Consider the following 18,263-nt stretch of genomic DNA (forward strand, 5'->3'; position numbering starts at 1 on the left):
AGACTACTCGATCCGGTCAGCGCCCGCCAACCGGCGCTCCGCCACCGGCGCGGCGAAGAAGTCCCGCTCGAGCGCGCAGGCCTCCAGGAACACCTCCCGCATCCTCGCCCGGACGTCCGCCGGGGCCGCCCGGGCGGCGTCGTCGAGCAGCCGGCGGGCCGTGCGGGTGGCCTCCTGGAACCCCTCGTCCGCGTACGTGGCCAGCCAGTCCGCGTAGGGGTGCCCGTCGGTCCCGTCGGCCGCGGCGAGCTCGTTCAGGTGCCGGCCCACGTCCGCGTAGACCCAGTAGCACGGCAGCACGGCGGCCAGGCCCACCGGGTAGGGCTCGGCGGCGGTGGCCGCGAGCAGGAACGTGGTGTAGCGCCGCGTCACCTCGCCGAGGCCGTCCCGGGCGCCGCCGGCCCGGGCGCCGCCGTCCCCGGCGTGCCGCAGCCGGGCCCGGTGCAGCTGCGCCTCGGTCTCGGTGCAGGACACGGCGCCGGCGGCGAAGAACAGCCGCTGCTCCTCGTCGGGCGCCCTGGCGGCCAGCAGGGCCAGCGCCCGGCTGTATCCGTCGAGGTACTGCAGGTCCTGGTCGAGGTAGGCGAGGAAGCGGTCCGGCTCGAGCCGGCCGTCGCCGAGGAGGCGGACGAACTCGAGCTCCTCGATCTCCCGCCGCACGGCCGCGGAGGCCTCCCACAGCTCGTCGGTGAACCGCTCCGGCGCCGTGCCCCAGCTCTCGAGGGCGTCCTGGACGTGGTGGAAGTGGTGGACGGGCCCGCTGCCGTGGCCCACCTCGAGGTCCCCGGCGGCCTCGAGGGCCCCGCGCAGCCAGTCCCGGGCGATCCGCAGGCTCCGGGGCCAGTCCCCGTGCCGGGCCTGGAGGGTGGCCAGGGCCGAGGAGAGGGAGCACCCGGTGCCGTGGGAGTTCTCGGTGGGCACGCGGGCGCCGTCGAACGCCACGAGGGGCGCGGGGGCGTCCGGGCCGACGAGCGCGTCGGGCGTCCGGTCCCCCGTGAGGTGCCCGCCCTTGACGAGCACCAGGGTGCCGTGGGCGCGGGCCACGCGGTGGCCCTGCGCGAGGGCCTCGTCCCACGACGACGCCGTGTCCTCCCCGGCGAGCACGGCGAGCTCCTGCAGGTTCGGGGTGATCAGGTCGGCGAGGCCGAGCATCGCGCGCAGGGCGTCCTCGGCCTCGCGCTCCAGCAGGCGGCCCCCGGAGGTCGCGACCATGACGGGGTCCAGGACCACGACCGGCGGCCGGTGGGTCCCGAGCCACCGGGTGACGGCCTCGATGACCGGCACGGACCCGAGCATCCCGATCTTGACGGCGTCGATCTCGACGTCCTCGGCGACCGCGTCCAGCTGTGCCGAGAGGAACTCGACCGGCGGGACGTGGATGTCGCGCACGCCCACGGTGTTCTGCACGACGACGGCGGTGACGGCGCTCATCCCGTAGCCGCCCATCGCGGCGATCGACTTGAGGTCCGCGTGCTGGCCGGCGCCGCCCGTGGGGTCGGTGCCGGCGATGGCCAGGACGCGGGGCACGCGGGCGGTCACGGAGCCACCTCCCCGGCGGGCACGGCGGCGAAGGCCCGCAGGTAGCGGGCGGCCGCGGCGGCGGGGTCCGGGTCGGCGCAGATCCCGGAGACCACGGCCAGCCCCGCGGCGCCGGCGGCGCGCAGGCCGGGGGCGTCCTCGACCCGCACCCCGCCGATGGCCAGGCAGGGCAGGGCCGTGCGGGCCGCGGCGCGGGCGAAGCCCTCGACGCCCAGCGGCTCGGGGGGGTCGGGCTTGGTGCGGGTCGCCCGCACCGCCCCGACGCCCAGGTAGTCGACCGTCCCGGCCGGCAGCGCGGCGGCAGCATCGAGCTCCTCCGCCGTGGCGGCGCTGAGGCCGAGCACGGCGTGCGGGCCGCAGATCTCCCGGGCGAGCGCCACGGGCAGGTCGGACTGGCCCACGTGCACGCCGGCCACGGGGGCGCCGGCCGCGCGGGCGGCGAGGTACACGTCGGCGCGGTCGTCCACGAGCACGGGCACCTCCCGGCCCACGCGCTCGGCGACGGCCGTCAGCAGGGCGACGAGCTCGCGGACCGGGGCGTCCTTCTCCCGCACCTGCACCATGGTGGCTCCCCCGCGCACGGCGGCGGCCACGACGTCCGGGACCGTCCGGGGGGCGCTCAGGGCGGTGTCCGTCACCAGGTGCAGGGACAGGGCCGCGGGGTCGAGGCGCGGGCTCACCGGGCGACCTCCTCGCGCACGAGCTCCGCCCGGGCAGCGATCCCCTCCGGGGTGACGGCGTGCAGCCGGTCCAGCAGCGCCACGGCGAAGGAGCCGGGCCCGGCGGAGTCGGAGGCCGCGTCCTCGGCCGCGAGGGTGTACACCGTGGTGGCGGCCACCGCCGCGGCGGCCGGGTCCGTGCGCACGGCGGTGAACGCGGCCATGAGGGCGCCCAGGGCGCACCCGCCGCCGGTGATGCGGGTCAGCAGGGGCGTGCCGTGCGGCACCCGGACCACGGTGCCGTCCGGGGAGCGGACGAGGTCCACGGGCCCGGACACGGCCACCGCCGAGCCGGCCCGCTCGGCGAGCGCGGCGGCGGCGTCCCGGGCCGCGTCGACGCCGTGGGTCGCGTCTGTGCCGCGGCCGCCGGCGCCGCCGGCGAGGGCGATGACCTCGGAGGCGTTGCCGCGCACGATCGCCGGCTCGAACCCGAGCAGGTCGCGGGCCAGCGCCGTGCGCACGGGCAGGGCACCCACCGCCACCGGGTCCAGGACCCAGGCCCGGCCCGCGCGGCGCCGGGCCCCGACGGCCTCGTAGGCGGCGCCGCGCTGCTCGGCGGTGGGCGTGCCGGTGTTCACGAGGAGGCCGTCGGCGAGCTCCGCGAAGACCCCGCCCTCGCCCTGGATGTCGGTCATCGCCGGGGACGCGCCCACGGCGAGCAGCACGTTGGCGGTGAAGTTGGTGACCACGGCGTTGGTGATGCACTGCACCAGCGGCGCCGCGGCGCGCAGGTCCGCCAGGGCCGCGGCGGCGTCCTCGGCGAGCGCGGGGTCCGGCGGCACCGGCCTCCCGGGTCCTGGTGTGCGGTCGGACGGGGGTACGGCATCGCGCATCTGCGACATCCCTTCGCTAGTACTGGCTAGATCAGGTTCGACGGGTGTGTTCTCAGCCGCTCGTGCGGCACCCCGTGTCTGGTGTCCTGCCAGTCTAGTCGTCGTGCGGGAGCCGGCACGGACCCCGCACGGGATCAGAACATGCCGTTGGCGTGCGCCATCCGCTCGGGCACCGGCTGCGCGACGCCCCAGTGCTCCACGATCCGGCCGTCGTCGAGGCGCCAGAGGTCGTAGCAGGCCACCGTTCCGGTGGATCCCCCGTCGCTGTTCCCTCCGGGCACGGCCTCCGCGACGGTCAGCACGAAGTTCCCCTCGCCGACCACGCGGCGCAGCCGCTGGTACGCGGGCTGCGGGCCGTCCGGCGTGCCGCCGGTGTGCTCGGTGCAGCCCCGGGGGCTCATGTGGTCCTGGACGGCGTGGCGGTCGCCCCCGACGAGGGCGGCCTCGACCCACTCGGCGGCGATGCGCTTGTTGTCCTGCGTCCGCTCGTGGTCCGTGACCGCGACGGGGCCGTCGAGCTGGGGGCGGGCGCCGTCGGGGCCCGTGCGCAGGGGCTCGAGGACGTCCCAGTGCTCGGCGATCCGTCCGTCCTCCACCCGGAAGACGTCGAAGCCGACCAGCGGCTCCGGACCGAGCCCTTCGTACACCGAGTGGACGGCCACCGTCCCGTGGTCGTCGAGCATCCGGACCATGTCCACGCGGAAGTCGTCGGGCATGCTCCGCACGAACTGCCTGAGACCCTCGCGCCCGTCCGGCGCGAGCGGCGAGTGCTGGACGAAGTCCTCCGTGTAGTGACGGTCCACGGCCGACGGATCCCGGTGGACGAACAGTTCCGTGCCGGTGGTGCGGATGGTGTCTGCACTGGTCATGGCGATGCTCCCTGGAACGGGCGGCCGCTCTCCCGGCGGACGGGACGGCGGCCCCGGGTGTGCTGTGGTGCGCACCACGGTACGCCGCCGTGCGGAGGGCGGGCAGGCCGGGGCGGTCCGTGACGGTCCGCGACGACGGAGGACCCCGACCGTGCCGGTCGGGGTCCTCCGTGGTGCTGCTCGGCGGGGCGGGTCAGCCCCGGTCGGCGGGCCGGCCGCTGGTGAGGTCCTCGGCCTTGACGCCGACGCCGACGACGGTCGGCGCCCGGCGGGAGGGGTCCTCCGGGGCGCGCTGGGCGACGGTCTTCGCCTCGTGCCGGGCGCCCTCCGCGGCGGCCGCTCGGCCGGCGGTCACCTCGGCCTCGCCGGGCCGCGCCGTCGGGGCCGAGGCCCGCCGGGAGCGCCGCCGGGGCCGCACGGGCTCCGCGTCCGCCTGTTCCGCGACGACCGCCGCGGCCGGGGCGGGAGCCTGCCGCTCCGTGCGCTCCTGGGCCGTGCTCTCCTGGGCCGGGGCCTCCGCCGCGGCGGTGGCCCCCTCCGCGGCGTCATCCGCACCGGTGACCGCCTCGGCGGCGGCCTCCGGGGCGGCGGAGCCGGCGTCCGGTCCCCGCTGCCCGAAGACCTCCGCGAGGGAGTCCAGGCTCAGCGGCCGGGCCTCGGCGGGCTCGACGACCACGGCGTGGCCCTGCGGCAGCTCGATGACCTCGCCGTTGATGGTCAGGCGCGAGCCCTGCTCGCCCGGCGCCCCCTCGGCGGGGAGCTGCTCCGGGGCGGCGGGGGCGGTGTCCTCCCCCTCCTCCGGCTGCTGCTCGGCGGCGGTGTCCCCGCCCTGGCCGCGTCCGCGGCTGCGCTTGCCGCGGCGCTTCTTCCGGGAGCGCCCCGAGCCCTCGGGCCGGGACTCCGCGGGCTGGGCGGCCTCCTCGGCGCGCTCCGGCTCGTCCGCGGCCGCCTCCTCGTGGTGGGTGGCGGCGGCGATCGTCGCGAACGCCGTCCGCGCGGCCTCGGCCTTGGCCTTCTCCGCGGGGTCGGCCTCGGCGGAGCGCTGCTCCGTCCGGGCGGGCTGCTGCTCGTTGCGGCCCCCGCGGCCGCGCTTGCGCTCCGTGCGGTTCGGCCGCTGGTCGCGGGACTCGCTCGTGGCGCCGCCGGAGCGGCCCTCGAGCGGGTGGTCGTGGACCACCACGCCGCGGCCGGCGCAGTGCTCGCACGGCTCGGAGAACACCTCCAGCAGGCCGGTGCCCATGCGCTTGCGGGTCATCTGCACGAGGCCCAGCGAGGTCACCTCCGCCACCTGGTGCTTGGTGCGGTCCCGGCCCAGGCACTCCACCAGCCGGCGCAGCACGAGGTCCCGGTTGGACTCGAGGACCATGTCGATGAAGTCGATCACGATGATCCCGCCGATGTCCCGCAGCCGCAGCTGCCGGACGATCTCCTCGGCCGCCTCCAGGTTGTTCTTGGTGACGGTCTCCTCGAGGTTGCCCCCGGAGCCGGTGAACTTGCCGGTGTTCACGTCGACCACAGTCATCGCCTCGGTGCGGTCGATGACGAGCGAGCCGCCCGAGGGCAGGAAGACCTTGCGCTCGAGTGCCTTCTGGATCTGTTCCTCCACGCGGTAGTTCACGAACAGGTCCTCGTCCTCGTCCCACTTCTTGAGCCGGTCGAGCAGGTCCGGTGCGACGTAGGTCACGTACGCCTCGATGTTGTCCCACGCCTCGTCGCCCTGGACGACCATGGTGGTGAAGTCCTCGTTGAAGACGTCGCGCACCGTCTTGATCGTGAGGTCCGGCTCCGCGTAGAGCATCTCGGGCGCGAGCGTCCTGGTCGACCCGGCCCGCTCCTGGATCTGCTCCCACTGGGCGCGCAGCCGGTTGATGTCGTGGGTGAGCTCCTGCTCGGAGGCCCCCTCGGCGGCGGTGCGCACGATGACGCCCGCCCCGTCCGGCAGACGGTCCTTGAGGATCTTCTTCAGCCGGGCGCGCTCCACGTCGGGCAGCTTCCGGGAGATCCCGGTCATCGACCCGCCCGGGACGTAGACCAGGTACCGGCCGGGCAGGGAGATCTGGCTCGTGAGCCGGGCGCCCTTGTGCCCCACCGGGTCCTTGGTGACCTGCACCAGGACGGAGTCCCCGGACTTCAGCGCGACCTCGATCCGGCGCGGCCCGCCCTCGAGCCGCGACGCGTCCCAGTTGACCTCGCCGGCGTAGAGCACGGCGTTGCGGCCCCGGCCGATGTCGATGAACGCGGCCTCCATGGACGGCAGCACGTTCTGCACCTTGCCCACGTAGACGTTGCCGATCAGGGAGTCCTGCTGGGTGTGCGAGACGAAGTGCTCGGCCAGGACGCCGTCCTCGAGGACGCCGATCTGGATCCGGTTGTCCTTCTGCCGGACCAGCATCTGCCGCTCGACCGACTCGCGGCGGGCCAGGAACTCGGCCTCGGTGATCACCTGGCGGCGGCGGCCCGTCTGGCGGGACTCGCGCCGGCGCTGCTTCTTGGCCTCGAGCCGCGTGGAGCCCTTCACGGCCACGACCTCGTCGACCGTGGCGGTCTCCGCGGCGCGGGGCGCCCGGACCCGGGTCACCGTGTTGGGGGGATCGTCGTCGCTGCCGCCCACGAGCTCCATGTCGACCTCGCCGCGGCGGCGGCGCCGGCGGCGGCGGCTGGTGGCGCTCCCGCCGGTGCCCTGGCCGGCCTCCTCGCCCTCGTCGGCGAGCTCCGCCGTGTCCGGCTCCTCGGGGCCGTCGCCCGGGTCCTCGGCGGAGGCGTTCTCCTCCTGCTGGCGGCGCCGCGCCTCCCGGCGGCGGGCGGCGCGCTGCTGAGCGGCCTCGCGCAGCTCGTCGAGGTCCGGGGCGTGGAACATGAGAGAGGTCGCCGTCACCGCGGCGGCCGGCGCCGTGCGCGGCTCCCCGTCGTCGTCGGCGTCCTCGTCATCGGTGTCCGCGCCGTCGTCGGTGTCCGCCTCGTCGTCCTCGGCGGACGGGGCGGGGTCCTGCCCGGCTCCGGCCGGCGCGTCGGCGGCCGGCGCCTGGGCCCCGGGACCCAGGTCCTCGGTCTCGCCGGCGGGCTCGACGCCCTCGGCGGCCTCCTCGGCACCGGGCGTGCCGGGCGCGGGGTTCGCGGGCGCGGCGGCCTCCTCGGCCACCGCACCGGGGCGCTCGTCGCCGGGGACCGCGGTCCCGGGCGCGACGTCGAGGGTGTCGGTCCCCGCGGCGTCGCCGGTGGCCGGCGCGGACGGGGCGGCCTCCAACGGCTCGCCCGGCGTGCCGGGCCCGGCCTCCGGCACGGGTCGCGCGTCCTCCGACGGCTCCTCGGGCACGTGGCCCGAGACCTCGGGGGCGGTTTCCGGCACGGCCGGCGCGTCCTCCGACGGCTCCTCGGGCACGTGGCCCGGGGTCTCGGCGGCGGCGTCCTGCACCGTTGCCTCCGCCGCCGGGAGGTCCCGGCGGGCGTCGTGCGATGTGTTCTGCTGACCAGCGTCCAGGGCGTCCTGCGCCCCGGCCTGGTTCACCTGTTCGGCATCCATATACAGCTGTGCTCCTGCCGCGGTACGCCGTCCGTACCCGGTCCCCGCAGCTGCTTGGTCGGCGTATCGCCGGTGGGGGTCCACGCGGCGGCCAGAAGTCCTGTGCGTACCCGTCGCGTCCCGCACACCTCGCGAACGGGCGGGGACGGCAGCGAGCCAGTCCGGGGCTTCGAGCCGCTGCTCACGAGGGCAACGGTCTTGGGCCGGCGGCGGACGCGCTCAATCCGATGAGAGCCGCGGGTCCTGCCGACCTGGGGTCGAAGTCCGACTGGGCCGAGATCCCGCGTACGGGCGGGCTCGACCGTGGCCAGTATCTCACAGACGCCCCGGTGCGGGCCGGATTGGCTCCGTCACGGCCCGCAACCCGCGGGCACGGGGCCGGGAGAGCCCCCGGGGAGCATCAGGGGGCATCGCCTAGGATCGGCGTGTGACCTCCACTCCGCCCCGCCTCGACGACTCCCCCGCCGTGTCCCGCGGCCCGGACGCCCGCGCCGACCGGCGCTGGGGCCTCGTGGCCCTCGTGACCGGGCTCCTGGGCTTCTACGGCGCTGCCACGCTGGTGTACGAGCGGCTCCAGCTCTTCCTCGACGCCGGCCACCGCACCAGCTGCGACATCAACTCGTGGCTGTCCTGCGGCACCGTCATGCGCACGCCCCAGGCGGAGGCCTTCGGCTTCCCCAACCCCTTCATCGGCATCGTCGCCTACGCGGTCGTCGTGGCTGTGGCGCTCGCGGTGCTGGCGGGTGCCCGGTTCGCCGCCTGGTACTGGTGGGGGCTGCAGATCGGGGTGACCCTCGGCTGGCTCTTCGTGCTGTGGCTGTGGTGGCAGACCACCTTCGAGATCAACGCCCTGTGCCTGTACTGCATGCTCGTGTGGGTGATGCAGACCGTCCTGCTGGTGCACACCACGACCCGCAACCTGCGCGGCGGAGTGCTGCCGGCGCCGCCCGGCGTGGCGCGCGGCGCCCAGCAGTGGGCGTGGTTCGTCTCCGCGGCCCTGCTCGTGCTGCTCTTCGGGACCGTCCTGGTCCGCTTCGCCGGGGTCATTTTCCCGGCCTGAGCCCGCCCGGTGCCGTGCGGCTCCGCCGGACGCGGCACGGCACCGACGACGACGACGGCCTCCGCCCGTGCTGGGCGGAGGCCGTCGTCGTCGGTGCGCACCGGGGTCCGGCGGGCCCAGGGCTCAGGCGAACCAGATGCCGATCTCGCGCTCGGCGGACTCCGGGGAGTCGGAGCCGTGCACGATGTTCTGCTGGACCTTCTCGCCCCAGTCCCGGCCGAGGTCGCCGCGGATCGTGCCCGGCGCGGCGGTGGTCGGCTCGGTGGTCCCGGCCAGGGACCGGAAGCCCTCGATCACCCGGTGGCCCTCGACGACGGCGGCCACGACCGGGCCGCTCAGCATGAACTCGACGAGCGGCTCGTAGAACGGCTTCCCCTGGTGCTCGGCGTAGTGCTGCTCCAGCACGGAGCGCTCCGCGTGCAGCAGGCGCAGGTCGACGAGGCGGTAGCCCTTCGCCTCGATCCGGGCGAGCACCTCGCCGGTGAGGCCGCGGGCCACGCCGTCGGGCTTGACGAGGACGAGGGTGCGTTCCGTGGTCATGGGGGTCCTTCCGAGGTGCGGGTCCAGGATGTCGGTGCCCAGCCTAGCCGTCCGGGTGCTCCCGCTCCCACTGCGCCTGGGCGGCGTCGCGGGCGGCGTTCTCCCGGTCCAGCCGCGCCCCGGTGCGCACGGCGTACCACCAGGCGAGCACGGACAGCCCGCCCACGAAGAACATCGTGGGCAGCACGAAGCCGGTGGCCAGGAACACGGCCTGCAGGACCCAGCCGACCGTGTACCCCCAGGGCCGGCCCAGCACGGCGGGGGCCAGCCCCAGGAGCAGCGCGAGCGCGGTCCCGCCGGCCAGGATCGCCGTCCGGGCCCCGTCCCCGAGCTCCCGGCCGAGGACCCCGTAGGCGGTGAGGGCCGCGAAGAACGCGATGAACGCCTCCATGACCAGCACCGAGGAGGCGAACATCGTGCGGATCGAGCGCCGCGGCCGGGGCTGCCCGGGGCGCCGGCCGCGCTGGGCTCTGGTCATGCGTGCCACGTGGGACGGGTCCTCTCCTGCGGGGGGTGCGGTCGGTGCGGGGCGCGGGGCACGGTCACAGCCCCAGCAGCGTGCGGGCCTCGCCGACCACGGTGATCGAGCCCGTGACCAGCACGGCGCCGTCGAACTCCGGGCGGGCGGCGGCGTCCTGGACGGCCTCGGTCATCGCGTCGTCGAGCTGCGGGACGGCGTGGACCACGTCCTCCGGGAAGCCCAGGTCCACGGCGAGCTCCACGAGCTCCTGCGGGTCGACCGCCCGGGGCGAGGAGGACCGGGTGAACCAGAACTCGGTGTGGAACTCCTCGTACTCGTCGAGCAGGACCCGCAGCATCGCCTCGGTGTCCTTCTCCCGGAGCATCCCCACCACGAGGTTGAGCTTCCCGAACGTGAAGGCCTCCTTGAGGGCGGCCGCCGCGGCCGTGAGCCCGTGCGGGTTGTGCGCGGCGTCGAGGACCACCGGGGGCGCCTTGCGGGCCAGCTCCAGGCGTCCCGGGGACTCGACGGCGCCCAGCCCGGTGCGGACCAGCTCGGGGTTGAGCTCCTTCTCCCCGCCGCCCAGGAAGGCCTCCACCGCGGCGAGGGCCAGGGCCGCGTTCTCCGCCTGGTGGGCGCCGAACAGCGGCAGCAGGACCTCGGGGTACCGCCCGGCCAGGCCCTGGAGCGTGAGCACCTGACCGCCCACGGCCGTGGCGCGGGCCTCCACGCCGAACTCGACGCCGCCGAAGCGGAACGGGACGCCGAGCTCCCGGGCCCGGGCGAGGAGCACCTCGGCGGCCTCCGGGTCCTGCGCGGCGGAGACGAGGAACCCGCCCGGCTTGAGGATCCCGGCCTTCTCGGCGGCGATCTCCCCGAGCGTGTCGCCGAGCAGGTCCGTGTGGTCGAGGTCGATCGGGGTCACCACGGACACCGCGGCGTCCGCCACGTTCGTGGCGTCCCAGGAGCCGCCGATGCCCACCTCGAGGACGACGACGTCGACCGGCGCGTCCGCGAAGACCGCGAACGCGAGCGCCGTGACGGTCTCGAAGTAGCTGAGCCGGGGCTCCCCCCGCTCGGCCAGCTCGGCGTCCACGAAGCCCAGGTACGGGGCGATCTCGCCGAAGACGCGCACGAAGGTCTCGTCGTCGACGGGCGCGCCGTCCACGCTGATCCGCTCGGTGACCCGGGAGAGGTGGGGGCTGGTGTAGCGGCCCACCCGGAGGTCGTGGGCGAGCAGCAGGGCCTCCACCATCCGGGCGGTCGAAGTCTTGCCGTTCGTGCCGGTCAGGTGGATCACCGGGGCGGCGCGCTGCGGCTCCCCCAGGACCTCCATGGTCCGGCGCATCGCGTCCAGGCGCGGGGCCATCCGGTTCTCGGGGGCGCGCTCGAGCAGCCGGGCGTAGACCTCCTCGACGGTCCCCGCCCCACCGGTCCCGGCGAAGGGGGCGCTCACGCCCGCACCGCCCCGGTGCCGGCGGAGGCCCCGGTGGGGGCGCCCACGACGGACACGGCCACGGCCGGTTCGCCCACGCGCAGCTCGAGCTCGGCGGAGAGCGTCTCGCCGGCCACGAGCCCGCGGTTGGCCTCGAGGGCGGCGACCGTCCGCTCGTCGGCGGTGACGACGGTGCGGATCCGGTCCGAGACCTGGAGGGCGGCGTCCTTGCGGGCCTGCTGGATCGCCCGGACCATGTCCCGGGCGGTGCCCTCGGCCTCGAGCTCGGGGGTGAGCTCGGTGTCGAGGACGAGGAAGCCGCCGCCGGGCAGGACCGCCACGGCGCGGGACCCGGCCGCGGCGTCCTGCGCCACGACGGTCTCGAGCTCGTACTCGCCCTCCTGCAGCGCCGTTCCGCCGGCGGTGACGGTGCCGTCCTCGGCCGTGCTCCAGTCCCCGGACTTCGCGGCCTTGATCACGGCCTGCACGCCCTTGCCCAGGCGGGGTCCCGCGGCGCGGGCGTTGACCCTGAGCTGCTGGGAGATGCCGAACTGCTCCGCGGAGGCCTCGCCGGCGTCGAGCAGGGTCACCGACTTGAGGTTCAGCTCGTCCGCGACGATGCGCTCGAAGGTGCCCGCGAGCTCGTCGCCCCCGGGCACCACCACGGTCATCCCGGCCAGCGGCTGGCGCACGCGCAGCTGGTGGGCCTTGCGCAGGGCGGAGCCGTTGGAGCAGATCGTGCGGGTCGTCTCCATGCGCGCCACCAGGTCGGCCTCGGCAGGGAACAGCGAGGCGTCCGGCCAGTCGGTCAGGTGCACGGAGCGCCCGGCGGTCAGCCCGCGCCAGATCTCCTCCGCGACCAGGGGCAGCAGCGGGGCGGCCACCCGGCAGACGGTCTCCAGGCAGGTGTACAGCACGTCGAAGGCGACGGTGTCCTCGTCGAAGAACCGGTCCCGGGAGCGGCGCACGTACCAGTTGGTCAGGGTGTCCATGTAGGAGCGCAGGCGCTCCGCGGCCCCGGAGACGTCGTAGCGGTCGAAGGCGTCCTGGACGTCCGTCACGAGCCGGCCGGTGGCGGCCAGCACGAAGCGGTCCATCACGTGCTCCGAGTCGTGGCGGGTCCGGGCCTCGTAGCCGGCTCCGCCGTTCGCGGCGTTCGTGTACAGGCCGAAGAAGTGGTAGACGTTCCACAGCGGCAGCATCATCTGGCGCACGCCGTCGCGGATGCTCTGCTCGGTGACCACCAGGTTCCCGCCGCGCAGGATGGGGCTGGACATCAGGAACCAGCGCATCGCGTCCGCGCCGTCCCGGTCCAGGACCTCGTTGACGTCCGGGTAGTTGCGCAGGGACTTCGACATCTTCTGCCCGTCCGAGCCCAGCACGATGCCGTGACTGATGACGTTGCGGAACGCGGGCCGGTCGAACAGCGCGGTCGCCAGGATGTGCAGCGTGTAGAACCAGCCGCGGGTCTGGCCGATGTACTCCACGATGAAGTCACCCGGGTTGTGGGTCTCGAACCACTCCCGGTTCTCCATGGGGTAGTGCACCTGGGCGTACGGCATCGACCCGGAGTCGAACCACACGTCCAGCACCTCGGGCACGCGCCGCATCGTGGCGGCGCCCGTCGGGTCGTCGGGGTTCGGGCGGGTCAGCTCGTCGATCCAGGGCCGGTGCAGGTCGACCTCGCCCCGGTCGTTGACGGGCAGCCGGCCGAAGTCGGCCTCCAGCTCGGCGAGGGAGCCGTAGACGTCGCGGCGCGGGTGCTCGGGGTCGTCGGACTCCCACACCGGGATGGGCGTGCCCCAGTACCGGTTGCGGGAGATCGACCAGTCGCGGGCGTTCTCCAGCCACTTGCCGAACTGGCCGTCCTTGACGTTCTCCGGGATCCAGGTGATCTGCTGGTTGAGCTCGACCATCCGCTCCTTGATCCGGGTGACCTCCACGAACCAGGAGGACACGGCCCGGTAGATGAGCGGGTTCCGGCAGCGCCAGCAGTGCGGGTACGGGTGCTCGTAGCTGGCCTCCCGGACCAGCCGGCCCTGGGCCCTGAGATCCCGGACCACCGTGCGGGCCACGTCCTTGTCGAAGACGTTGCGCCCGGCGATCCCGGCCAGGGGCGCGCCGGGGGCGAGCCGCTCGTCCTCGAAGAGCCGGTAGAACACCCCGGACTCGTCGAGGGAGAGCACCACGGGGATGTCGTAGCGGGCGCAGACGTTCTGGTCGTCCTCGCCGTAGGCGGGCGCCTGGTGCACGAGCCCGGTGCCGTCGGTGGTGGTGACGTAGTCGGCCACGACGAACTGCCAGGACGTGCCCGTGCCGAAGCGCTCGGCGTCCGCGAAGTAGTCCCACAGCCGCTGGTAGCGCAGCCCCTCGAGGTCGGCCCCGCGGTGACGGGCGGTCACCGCCGCGGCCGCGGCCGCCGCCGGGTCCTCGGCCTCGCCCCAGCCGAGATCCTTCGCGTAGGCGCCCAGCAGCTCCTCGGCGACCAGGAAGCGCCGGCCCTCGAGCTCGCCGGCGCCGGGGACCACGGCGTAGACGATCTCGGGGCCCACGGCGATCGCCTGGTTGGTCGGCAGCGTCCAGGGCGTGGTGGTCCAGGCGAGGGCCTCCACCCCGGCGAGCTCGGCGGCCAGTTCGGGCCGGACCGCCCACGAGGCGTCGTCGAGCACGGGGAAGGTGACGGTCACCGTCTGGTCCTGGCGGTCCTGGTAGACGTCGTCGTCCATCCGCAGCTCGTGGTTGGACAGCGGGGTCTCGTCCTTCCAGCAGTAAGGGAGGACGCGGTAGCCGGAGTAGACGAGGCCCTTGTCGTCGAGCGCCTTGAACGCGGCGATCACGGACTCCATGTAGTCCGGGTTGAGGGTCTTGTAGTCGTTGTCGAAGTCGACCCACCGGGCCTGGCGGGTGACGTAGTCCTGCCACTCGGAGGCGTACTTCATCACGGAGGACCGGCAGGCGTCGTTGAACGCCGCGACGCCCATCCGCTCGATCTCCTGCTTGTCCGCCATCCCGAGCTGCTTCATCGCCTCGAGCTCGGCGGGCAGGCCGTGGGTGTCCCAGCCGAAGCGGCGCTCCACCCGGCGGCCCCGCTGGGTCTGGTAGCGGGCCACGAGGTCCTTGACGTAGCCCGTGAGGAGGTGCCCGTAGTGCGGCAGTCCGTTGGCGAAGGGCGGGCCGTCGTAGAAGACGAACTCGTTGGAGCCGTCCCGGCCGGGGTCGCGCTGGTCCACGCTGGCCTGGAACGTGCGGTCCTGCGCCCAGTAGGCGAGCACGCGCTCCTCCACGGCGGGGAACGCGGGCGCCGCGGGCACGCCCCGGGCCGCGGGGTCGGTGGTCGCCTTGGGGTAGACGGGCTGGTCTGACACGGGGTCCATCCTCGTTCTGACGTCGGTGCTGCTCGTGCGGGTCAGGGTGCAAGGACGCTGCCGGCCGGTCGCCCGGGGCGGAACGCGGTACCACCTCGCTTGCGCCCCGGTCCCCGGGGGGACGCGGGCCGCCGCTCGTCGACTGCTGTGACGGGCTTACCCGTTCGGTTCTACTGGGGCGCGCCCCGGGACGGGGCGGGCCTGTTCTTCCGAAGACTCCCCGGTGATGGCCGGATCGACGCCGTGATGACTGCCCCATCTTAACCCACCCGGGACGTCGCCGAGATTGCGGCTGCCGGCGACCCGGCGGTCTCCGGTGGCCGCCAGCCACGACCTCGGCGGGGGTGGGTGAGTTCGCCGGGAGGGCTACCGGCCGCGGATCAGCTTGTGCGGGGCCGCCTGGGCGACCGGCTTGATGGTCACGGTGTCGAGGTCCACGTGGTGGGGCAGGTTCACCGCGAAGGCGCACACCTGGGCGACGTCCTCGGAGGTGAGGGGCTTGTCCACGCCCGCGTAGACCTTCTCCGCGGCCTCCTGGTCCCCGCCGAGGCGGTTGAGGGAGAACTCCGGGGTGTGCACGAGGCCCGGGGCGATCTCGACGACGCGCACGTTGTGCTCGGCCTCCTCGAGCCGCAGCGCCTCCGTCATGGCCCGCTCGGCGAACTTCGCGGCGTTGTAGCCGCCGCCGCCCTCGTAGGCCCGGTGCGCGGCGAGGGACGTGAGGTTCAGGACGGTGCCCTCTCCGTTCGCGCGCAGCGCCGGGAGGAAGGCGCGGGTCAGGCGCATCGTGCCGAGCACGTTGACCTGGTACATCCACTCCCAGTCCTCGGTGCTGGCCTCGGCCACGCGGTCCGTGCCGCGGGCGCCGCCGGAGATGTTGAGCAGCGCGTCCACGCGGCCCTGCTCCTCCAGCACCTGGTCCCGGAGGGCCTCGACGTCGGCGTCCGAGGTGATGTCGCACGGCGCGGGCACGGCCCCCGTCTCGCGGGCCAGGGCCTCGAGCCGTTCGGCGCGGCGGGCCACCGCGTAGACGGTCCAGCCGGACCGGCGCAGCTCGCGCGCGGTGGCCTCCCCGATGCCGGTCGACGCGCCGGTGACGACGGCGACCCTGCCGGTGTGCGTGGTGGGGCTCTGCTGATCGGTCATGGGTCCCACGCTAGCCGGGCGCCGGGCGCCGCCCAAGCACCGGGGCGTCGGGGCGCGTGCCGGGGCTCGTGAGAGACTGGTCGGCATGGCTGACAACACGCAGGGCACAGACACGCCCGGGACCGCACCGGAGACCACGCCCGAGACCACGCCCGTGACCGTTCCCGACAAGCCCGCGCTGGAGGGCCTGGAGCAGAAGTACGCGCGCAGGTGGCGCGAGGAGGGCACCTTCGCCTTCGACGAGGACACCACGCGCGAGCAGGTCTACTCGATCGACACTCCCCCGCCGACCGCCTCGGGCTCCCTGCACGTCGGCCACATGTTCTCCTACACGCAGACGGACGTGATCGCCCGCTTCCAGCGGATGAGCGGCAAGAACGTCTTCTACCCGCTGGGCTGGGACGACAACGGCCTGCCCACCGAGCGCCGCGTGCAGAACTACTACGGCGTGCGCTGCGACCCCACGAGGCCCTACGTCGAGGGCTACCGCCCGCCGGAGAAGCCCGCGAAGAACCAGCGCGACTGGGACGTGGTCTCCCGCAAGAACTTCATCGAGCTCTGCGAGGAGCTGGCGGTCGAGGACGAGAAGGTCTTCGAGCAGCTGTTCTCCACCCTGGGCCTGTCCGTGGACTGGACCCGCACCTACCGCACCATCGACGCCCGCTCCCGGGCCGTCTCCCAGCGCGCCTTCCTCCAGGACCTCGCGGCCGGCAACGCCTACATGGCCGAGGCCCCCACCCTGTGGGACGTCACCTTCCGCACCGCCGTGGCCCAGGCCGAGCTCGAGGACCGGGAGCGGGAGGGCACCTACCACCGGGTCGCCTTCCACCGTCCCGACGGCGAGCCGGTGCACATCGAGACCACCCGCCCCGAGCTGCTGCCCGCGTGCGTGGCCCTCGTGGCCCACCCGGACGACGAGCGCTACCAGCCGCTGTTCGGCACCACGGTGCGCTCCCCCTTGTTCGACGTCGAGGTCGAGGTGCGGGCGCACCCGCTGGCCAAGCCGGACAAGGGCTCCGGGATCGCCATGATCTGCACCTTCGGCGACCTCACCGACGTCACGTGGTGGCGGGAGCTGGACCTCCCGACCCGGGCGCTGATCGGCCGCGACGGCCGCTTCGCGAGCGAGACCCCGGAGTGGATCGCCGCCGGCGCCCCGGCCGAGCGCTACGCCGAGGTGGCGGGCAGGACCGTGTTCTCGGCGCAGCAGGCCGTCGTGGAGATGCTCCGGGAGTCCGGGGACCTGGTGGGCGAGCCCCGGAAGGTCATGCACCCGGTGAACTTCTACGAGAAGGGCGACAAGCCGCTCGAGGTCGTCACCTCCCGCCAGTGGTACATCCGCAACGGCGGCCGCGACGCCGACCGGCGCGAGGCGCTCATCGGGCGCGGGCGCGAGATGGACTGGCACCCCGCGTTCATGCGGTCCCGGTACGAGAACTGGATCGAGGGCCTGCACGGCGACTGGCTGATCTCCCGCCAGCGCTTCTTCGGGGTGCCCTTCCCGGTCTGGTACCGGCTCGACGGCGACGGCAACCCGGACTACGACGACCCCGTCCTGCCCGCCCTCGACCAGCTGCCCGTGGACCCGGCCGCCGACCCGGCCCCCGGCTTCGACGAGACCCAGCGGGACCAGCCGCACGGCTTCACCGGCGACCCGGACGTGCTCGACACCTGGGCGACGTCCTCGCTGTCTCCCCAGATCGCCACCGGCTGGGCGTTCGACGAGCGGCTGCACGCCAACACCTTCCCGATGGACCTCCGGCCCCAGGGCCACGACATCATCCGCACCTGGCTGTTCTCCACGGTGGTGCGCTCCGAGTCGCTGGCCGGCACGGTGCCCTGGACCAACACCGCGCTCTCCGGGTGGATCCTCGACCCGGACCGCAAGAAGATGTCCAAGTCCAAGGGCAACGTGGTGGTCCCCACCGAGGTGCTCGAGAACTACGGGGCCGACGCGGTGCGCTACTGGGCCGCCTCCGCCCGCCTGGGCGCGGACACCGCCTACGACGAGGGGCAGATGAAGATCGGCCGCCGGCTGGCCATCAAGCTGCTCAACGCCTCGAAGTTCGTCCTCGCCCAGGGCGTCACCGAGGCCTCCGTGCTCGGCGCCGGGGCGTCCGCGGACGTCGTGACCGACGCGGTGGACCGTGCGCTGCTCGCCCAGCTGGCCACGGTCGTGGAGCGCGCCGGCCAGGCGTTCCGGGACTACGAGTACGCCCGGGCCCTGCAGCTCACCGAGCAGTTCTTCTGGACCTTCACCGACGACTACGTCGAGCTCGTGAAGGACCGGGCCTACGGGGCCCGCGGGGCGGCCGCGCAGGCGTCCGTGCACGCCGCGCTCGCCACGACCCTCGACGCGCTGCTGCGCCTGTTCGCCCCCGTCCTGCCGTTCGCCACGGACGAGGTCTGGTCCTGGTGGCGCACCGGCTCCGTGCACCGGGCCTCGTGGCCGGGCGTCGAGGGCTTCGCGGACGCCGTGACCGACGCCGACCCGGAGGTGCTCACGACCGTGGGCGAGGCCCTCTCGGGGCTGCGCAAGGCCAAGTCCGAGGCCAAGGTCAAGCAGCGCACGGAGGTGCGCTCGGCGACCATCACGGCCGCCGCCGAGGACGTCGCCCGCCTTCAGGCGGGCCTGGGCGACCTCAAGGCCGCGGGCAACGCCGCCGAGCTCGTGCTCGTCGCCGGGCCCGAGGGCCTCGCCGTGCGCGACGTCGAGCTGGTCTCCGCGGAGGAGCCGGCCCGGTAGCGCCGTCCCCGGTGCGCAGCACGAGGGCCCG

Annotated in this window: 12 protein-coding genes and 1 riboswitch; of the genes, 2 read left to right on the forward strand and 10 right to left on the reverse strand. The window is 74.5% G+C overall.

The genetic code is table 11. The features are described from left to right. Positions 1 to 3 precede the first annotated feature (3 nt). The 5 genes from RF644_RS08080 to RF644_RS08100 form a co-directional block, all read right to left on the reverse strand. Positions 4 to 1,539 (reverse strand): bifunctional hydroxymethylpyrimidine kinase/phosphomethylpyrimidine kinase, encoded by a 1,536-nt coding sequence (locus tag RF644_RS08080; RefSeq protein ID WP_368796138.1) that lies wholly within the window; start codon positions 1,537 to 1,539, stop codon positions 4 to 6. Beyond that, entirely contained in the window at positions 1,536 to 2,219 is a 684-nt protein-coding gene (gene thiE / locus RF644_RS08085) for a thiamine phosphate synthase (RefSeq protein ID WP_368796139.1), read from the reverse strand. Before thiE ends, RF644_RS08080 begins: the two co-directional genes overlap by 4 nt. Beyond that, the gene (gene thiM / locus RF644_RS08090; protein ID WP_368796140.1) at positions 2,216 to 3,040 is read right to left on the reverse strand and encodes a hydroxyethylthiazole kinase; all 825 of its coding nucleotides are present in this window, start codon (positions 3,038 to 3,040) and stop codon (positions 2,216 to 2,218) included. Before thiM ends, thiE begins: the two co-directional genes overlap by 4 nt. Before the next feature lie 42 nt (positions 3,041 to 3,082). Beyond that, a riboswitch (TPP riboswitch) is annotated at positions 3,083 to 3,176 on the reverse strand. Positions 3,177 to 3,225: 49 nt separating this feature from the next. Next, positions 3,226 to 3,960 carry a nuclear transport factor 2 family protein gene (locus RF644_RS08095; protein ID WP_368796141.1) on the reverse strand — a complete coding sequence of 245 codons (735 nt, stop codon included), beginning with the start codon at positions 3,958 to 3,960 and terminating at the stop codon, positions 3,226 to 3,228. A gap of 193 nt (positions 3,961 to 4,153) precedes the next feature. After that, the gene (locus RF644_RS08100; protein WP_368796142.1) at positions 4,154 to 7,480 is read right to left on the reverse strand and encodes an Rne/Rng family ribonuclease; all 3,327 of its coding nucleotides are present in this window, start codon (positions 7,478 to 7,480) and stop codon (positions 4,154 to 4,156) included. Between the two features lie 427 nt (positions 7,481 to 7,907). On the opposite strand from RF644_RS08100, the gene RF644_RS08105 reads away from it, so the two are divergent. Next, positions 7,908 to 8,540 carry a vitamin K epoxide reductase family protein gene (locus RF644_RS08105; RefSeq protein WP_368796143.1) on the forward strand — a complete coding sequence of 211 codons (633 nt, stop codon included), beginning with the start codon at positions 7,908 to 7,910 and terminating at the stop codon, positions 8,538 to 8,540. Between the two features lie 123 nt (positions 8,541 to 8,663). Here the strand turns inward: RF644_RS08105 and ndk are convergent, their stop codons facing one another. From ndk to RF644_RS08130, 5 genes are all read right to left on the reverse strand, one after another. After that, positions 8,664 to 9,080, reverse strand: coding sequence for a nucleoside-diphosphate kinase (ndk, locus tag RF644_RS08110; RefSeq protein WP_017834593.1), 417 nt, complete (start codon positions 9,078 to 9,080; stop codon positions 8,664 to 8,666). A 43-nt stretch (positions 9,081 to 9,123) separates the two neighbouring features. Next, complete coding sequence (locus tag RF644_RS08115; RefSeq protein ID WP_368796176.1) at positions 9,124 to 9,558, reverse strand: DUF4233 domain-containing protein; 435 nt, start codon at positions 9,556 to 9,558, stop codon at positions 9,124 to 9,126. 64 nt (positions 9,559 to 9,622) lie between these two features. Next, on the reverse strand, positions 9,623 to 10,996 hold the full coding sequence (locus RF644_RS08120; protein ID WP_368796144.1) for a folylpolyglutamate synthase/dihydrofolate synthase family protein: 1,374 nt from the start codon (positions 10,994 to 10,996) through the stop codon (positions 9,623 to 9,625). Then, positions 10,993 to 14,340 (reverse strand): isoleucine--tRNA ligase, encoded by a 3,348-nt coding sequence (gene ileS, locus RF644_RS08125; protein WP_368796145.1) that lies wholly within the window; start codon positions 14,338 to 14,340, stop codon positions 10,993 to 10,995. The genes RF644_RS08120 and ileS overlap by 4 nt, the downstream gene beginning before the upstream one ends. 366 nt (positions 14,341 to 14,706) lie before the next feature. Beyond that, positions 14,707 to 15,486, reverse strand: a complete 780-nt coding sequence (locus tag RF644_RS08130) for an SDR family oxidoreductase (RefSeq protein ID WP_035930044.1) — start codon at positions 15,484 to 15,486, stop codon at positions 14,707 to 14,709. Between the two features lie 85 nt (positions 15,487 to 15,571). Here RF644_RS08130 and valS point away from each other — a divergent pair, with 85 nt between their 5' ends. Next, complete coding sequence (valS, locus tag RF644_RS08135; RefSeq protein WP_368796146.1) at positions 15,572 to 18,232, forward strand: valine--tRNA ligase; 2,661 nt, start codon at positions 15,572 to 15,574, stop codon at positions 18,230 to 18,232. Positions 18,233 to 18,263 lie beyond the last annotated feature (31 nt).

The organism is Kocuria sp. CPCC 205258 (assembly GCF_040981005.1).
GTDB lineage: Bacteria > Actinomycetota > Actinomycetes > Actinomycetales > Micrococcaceae > Kocuria > Kocuria rosea.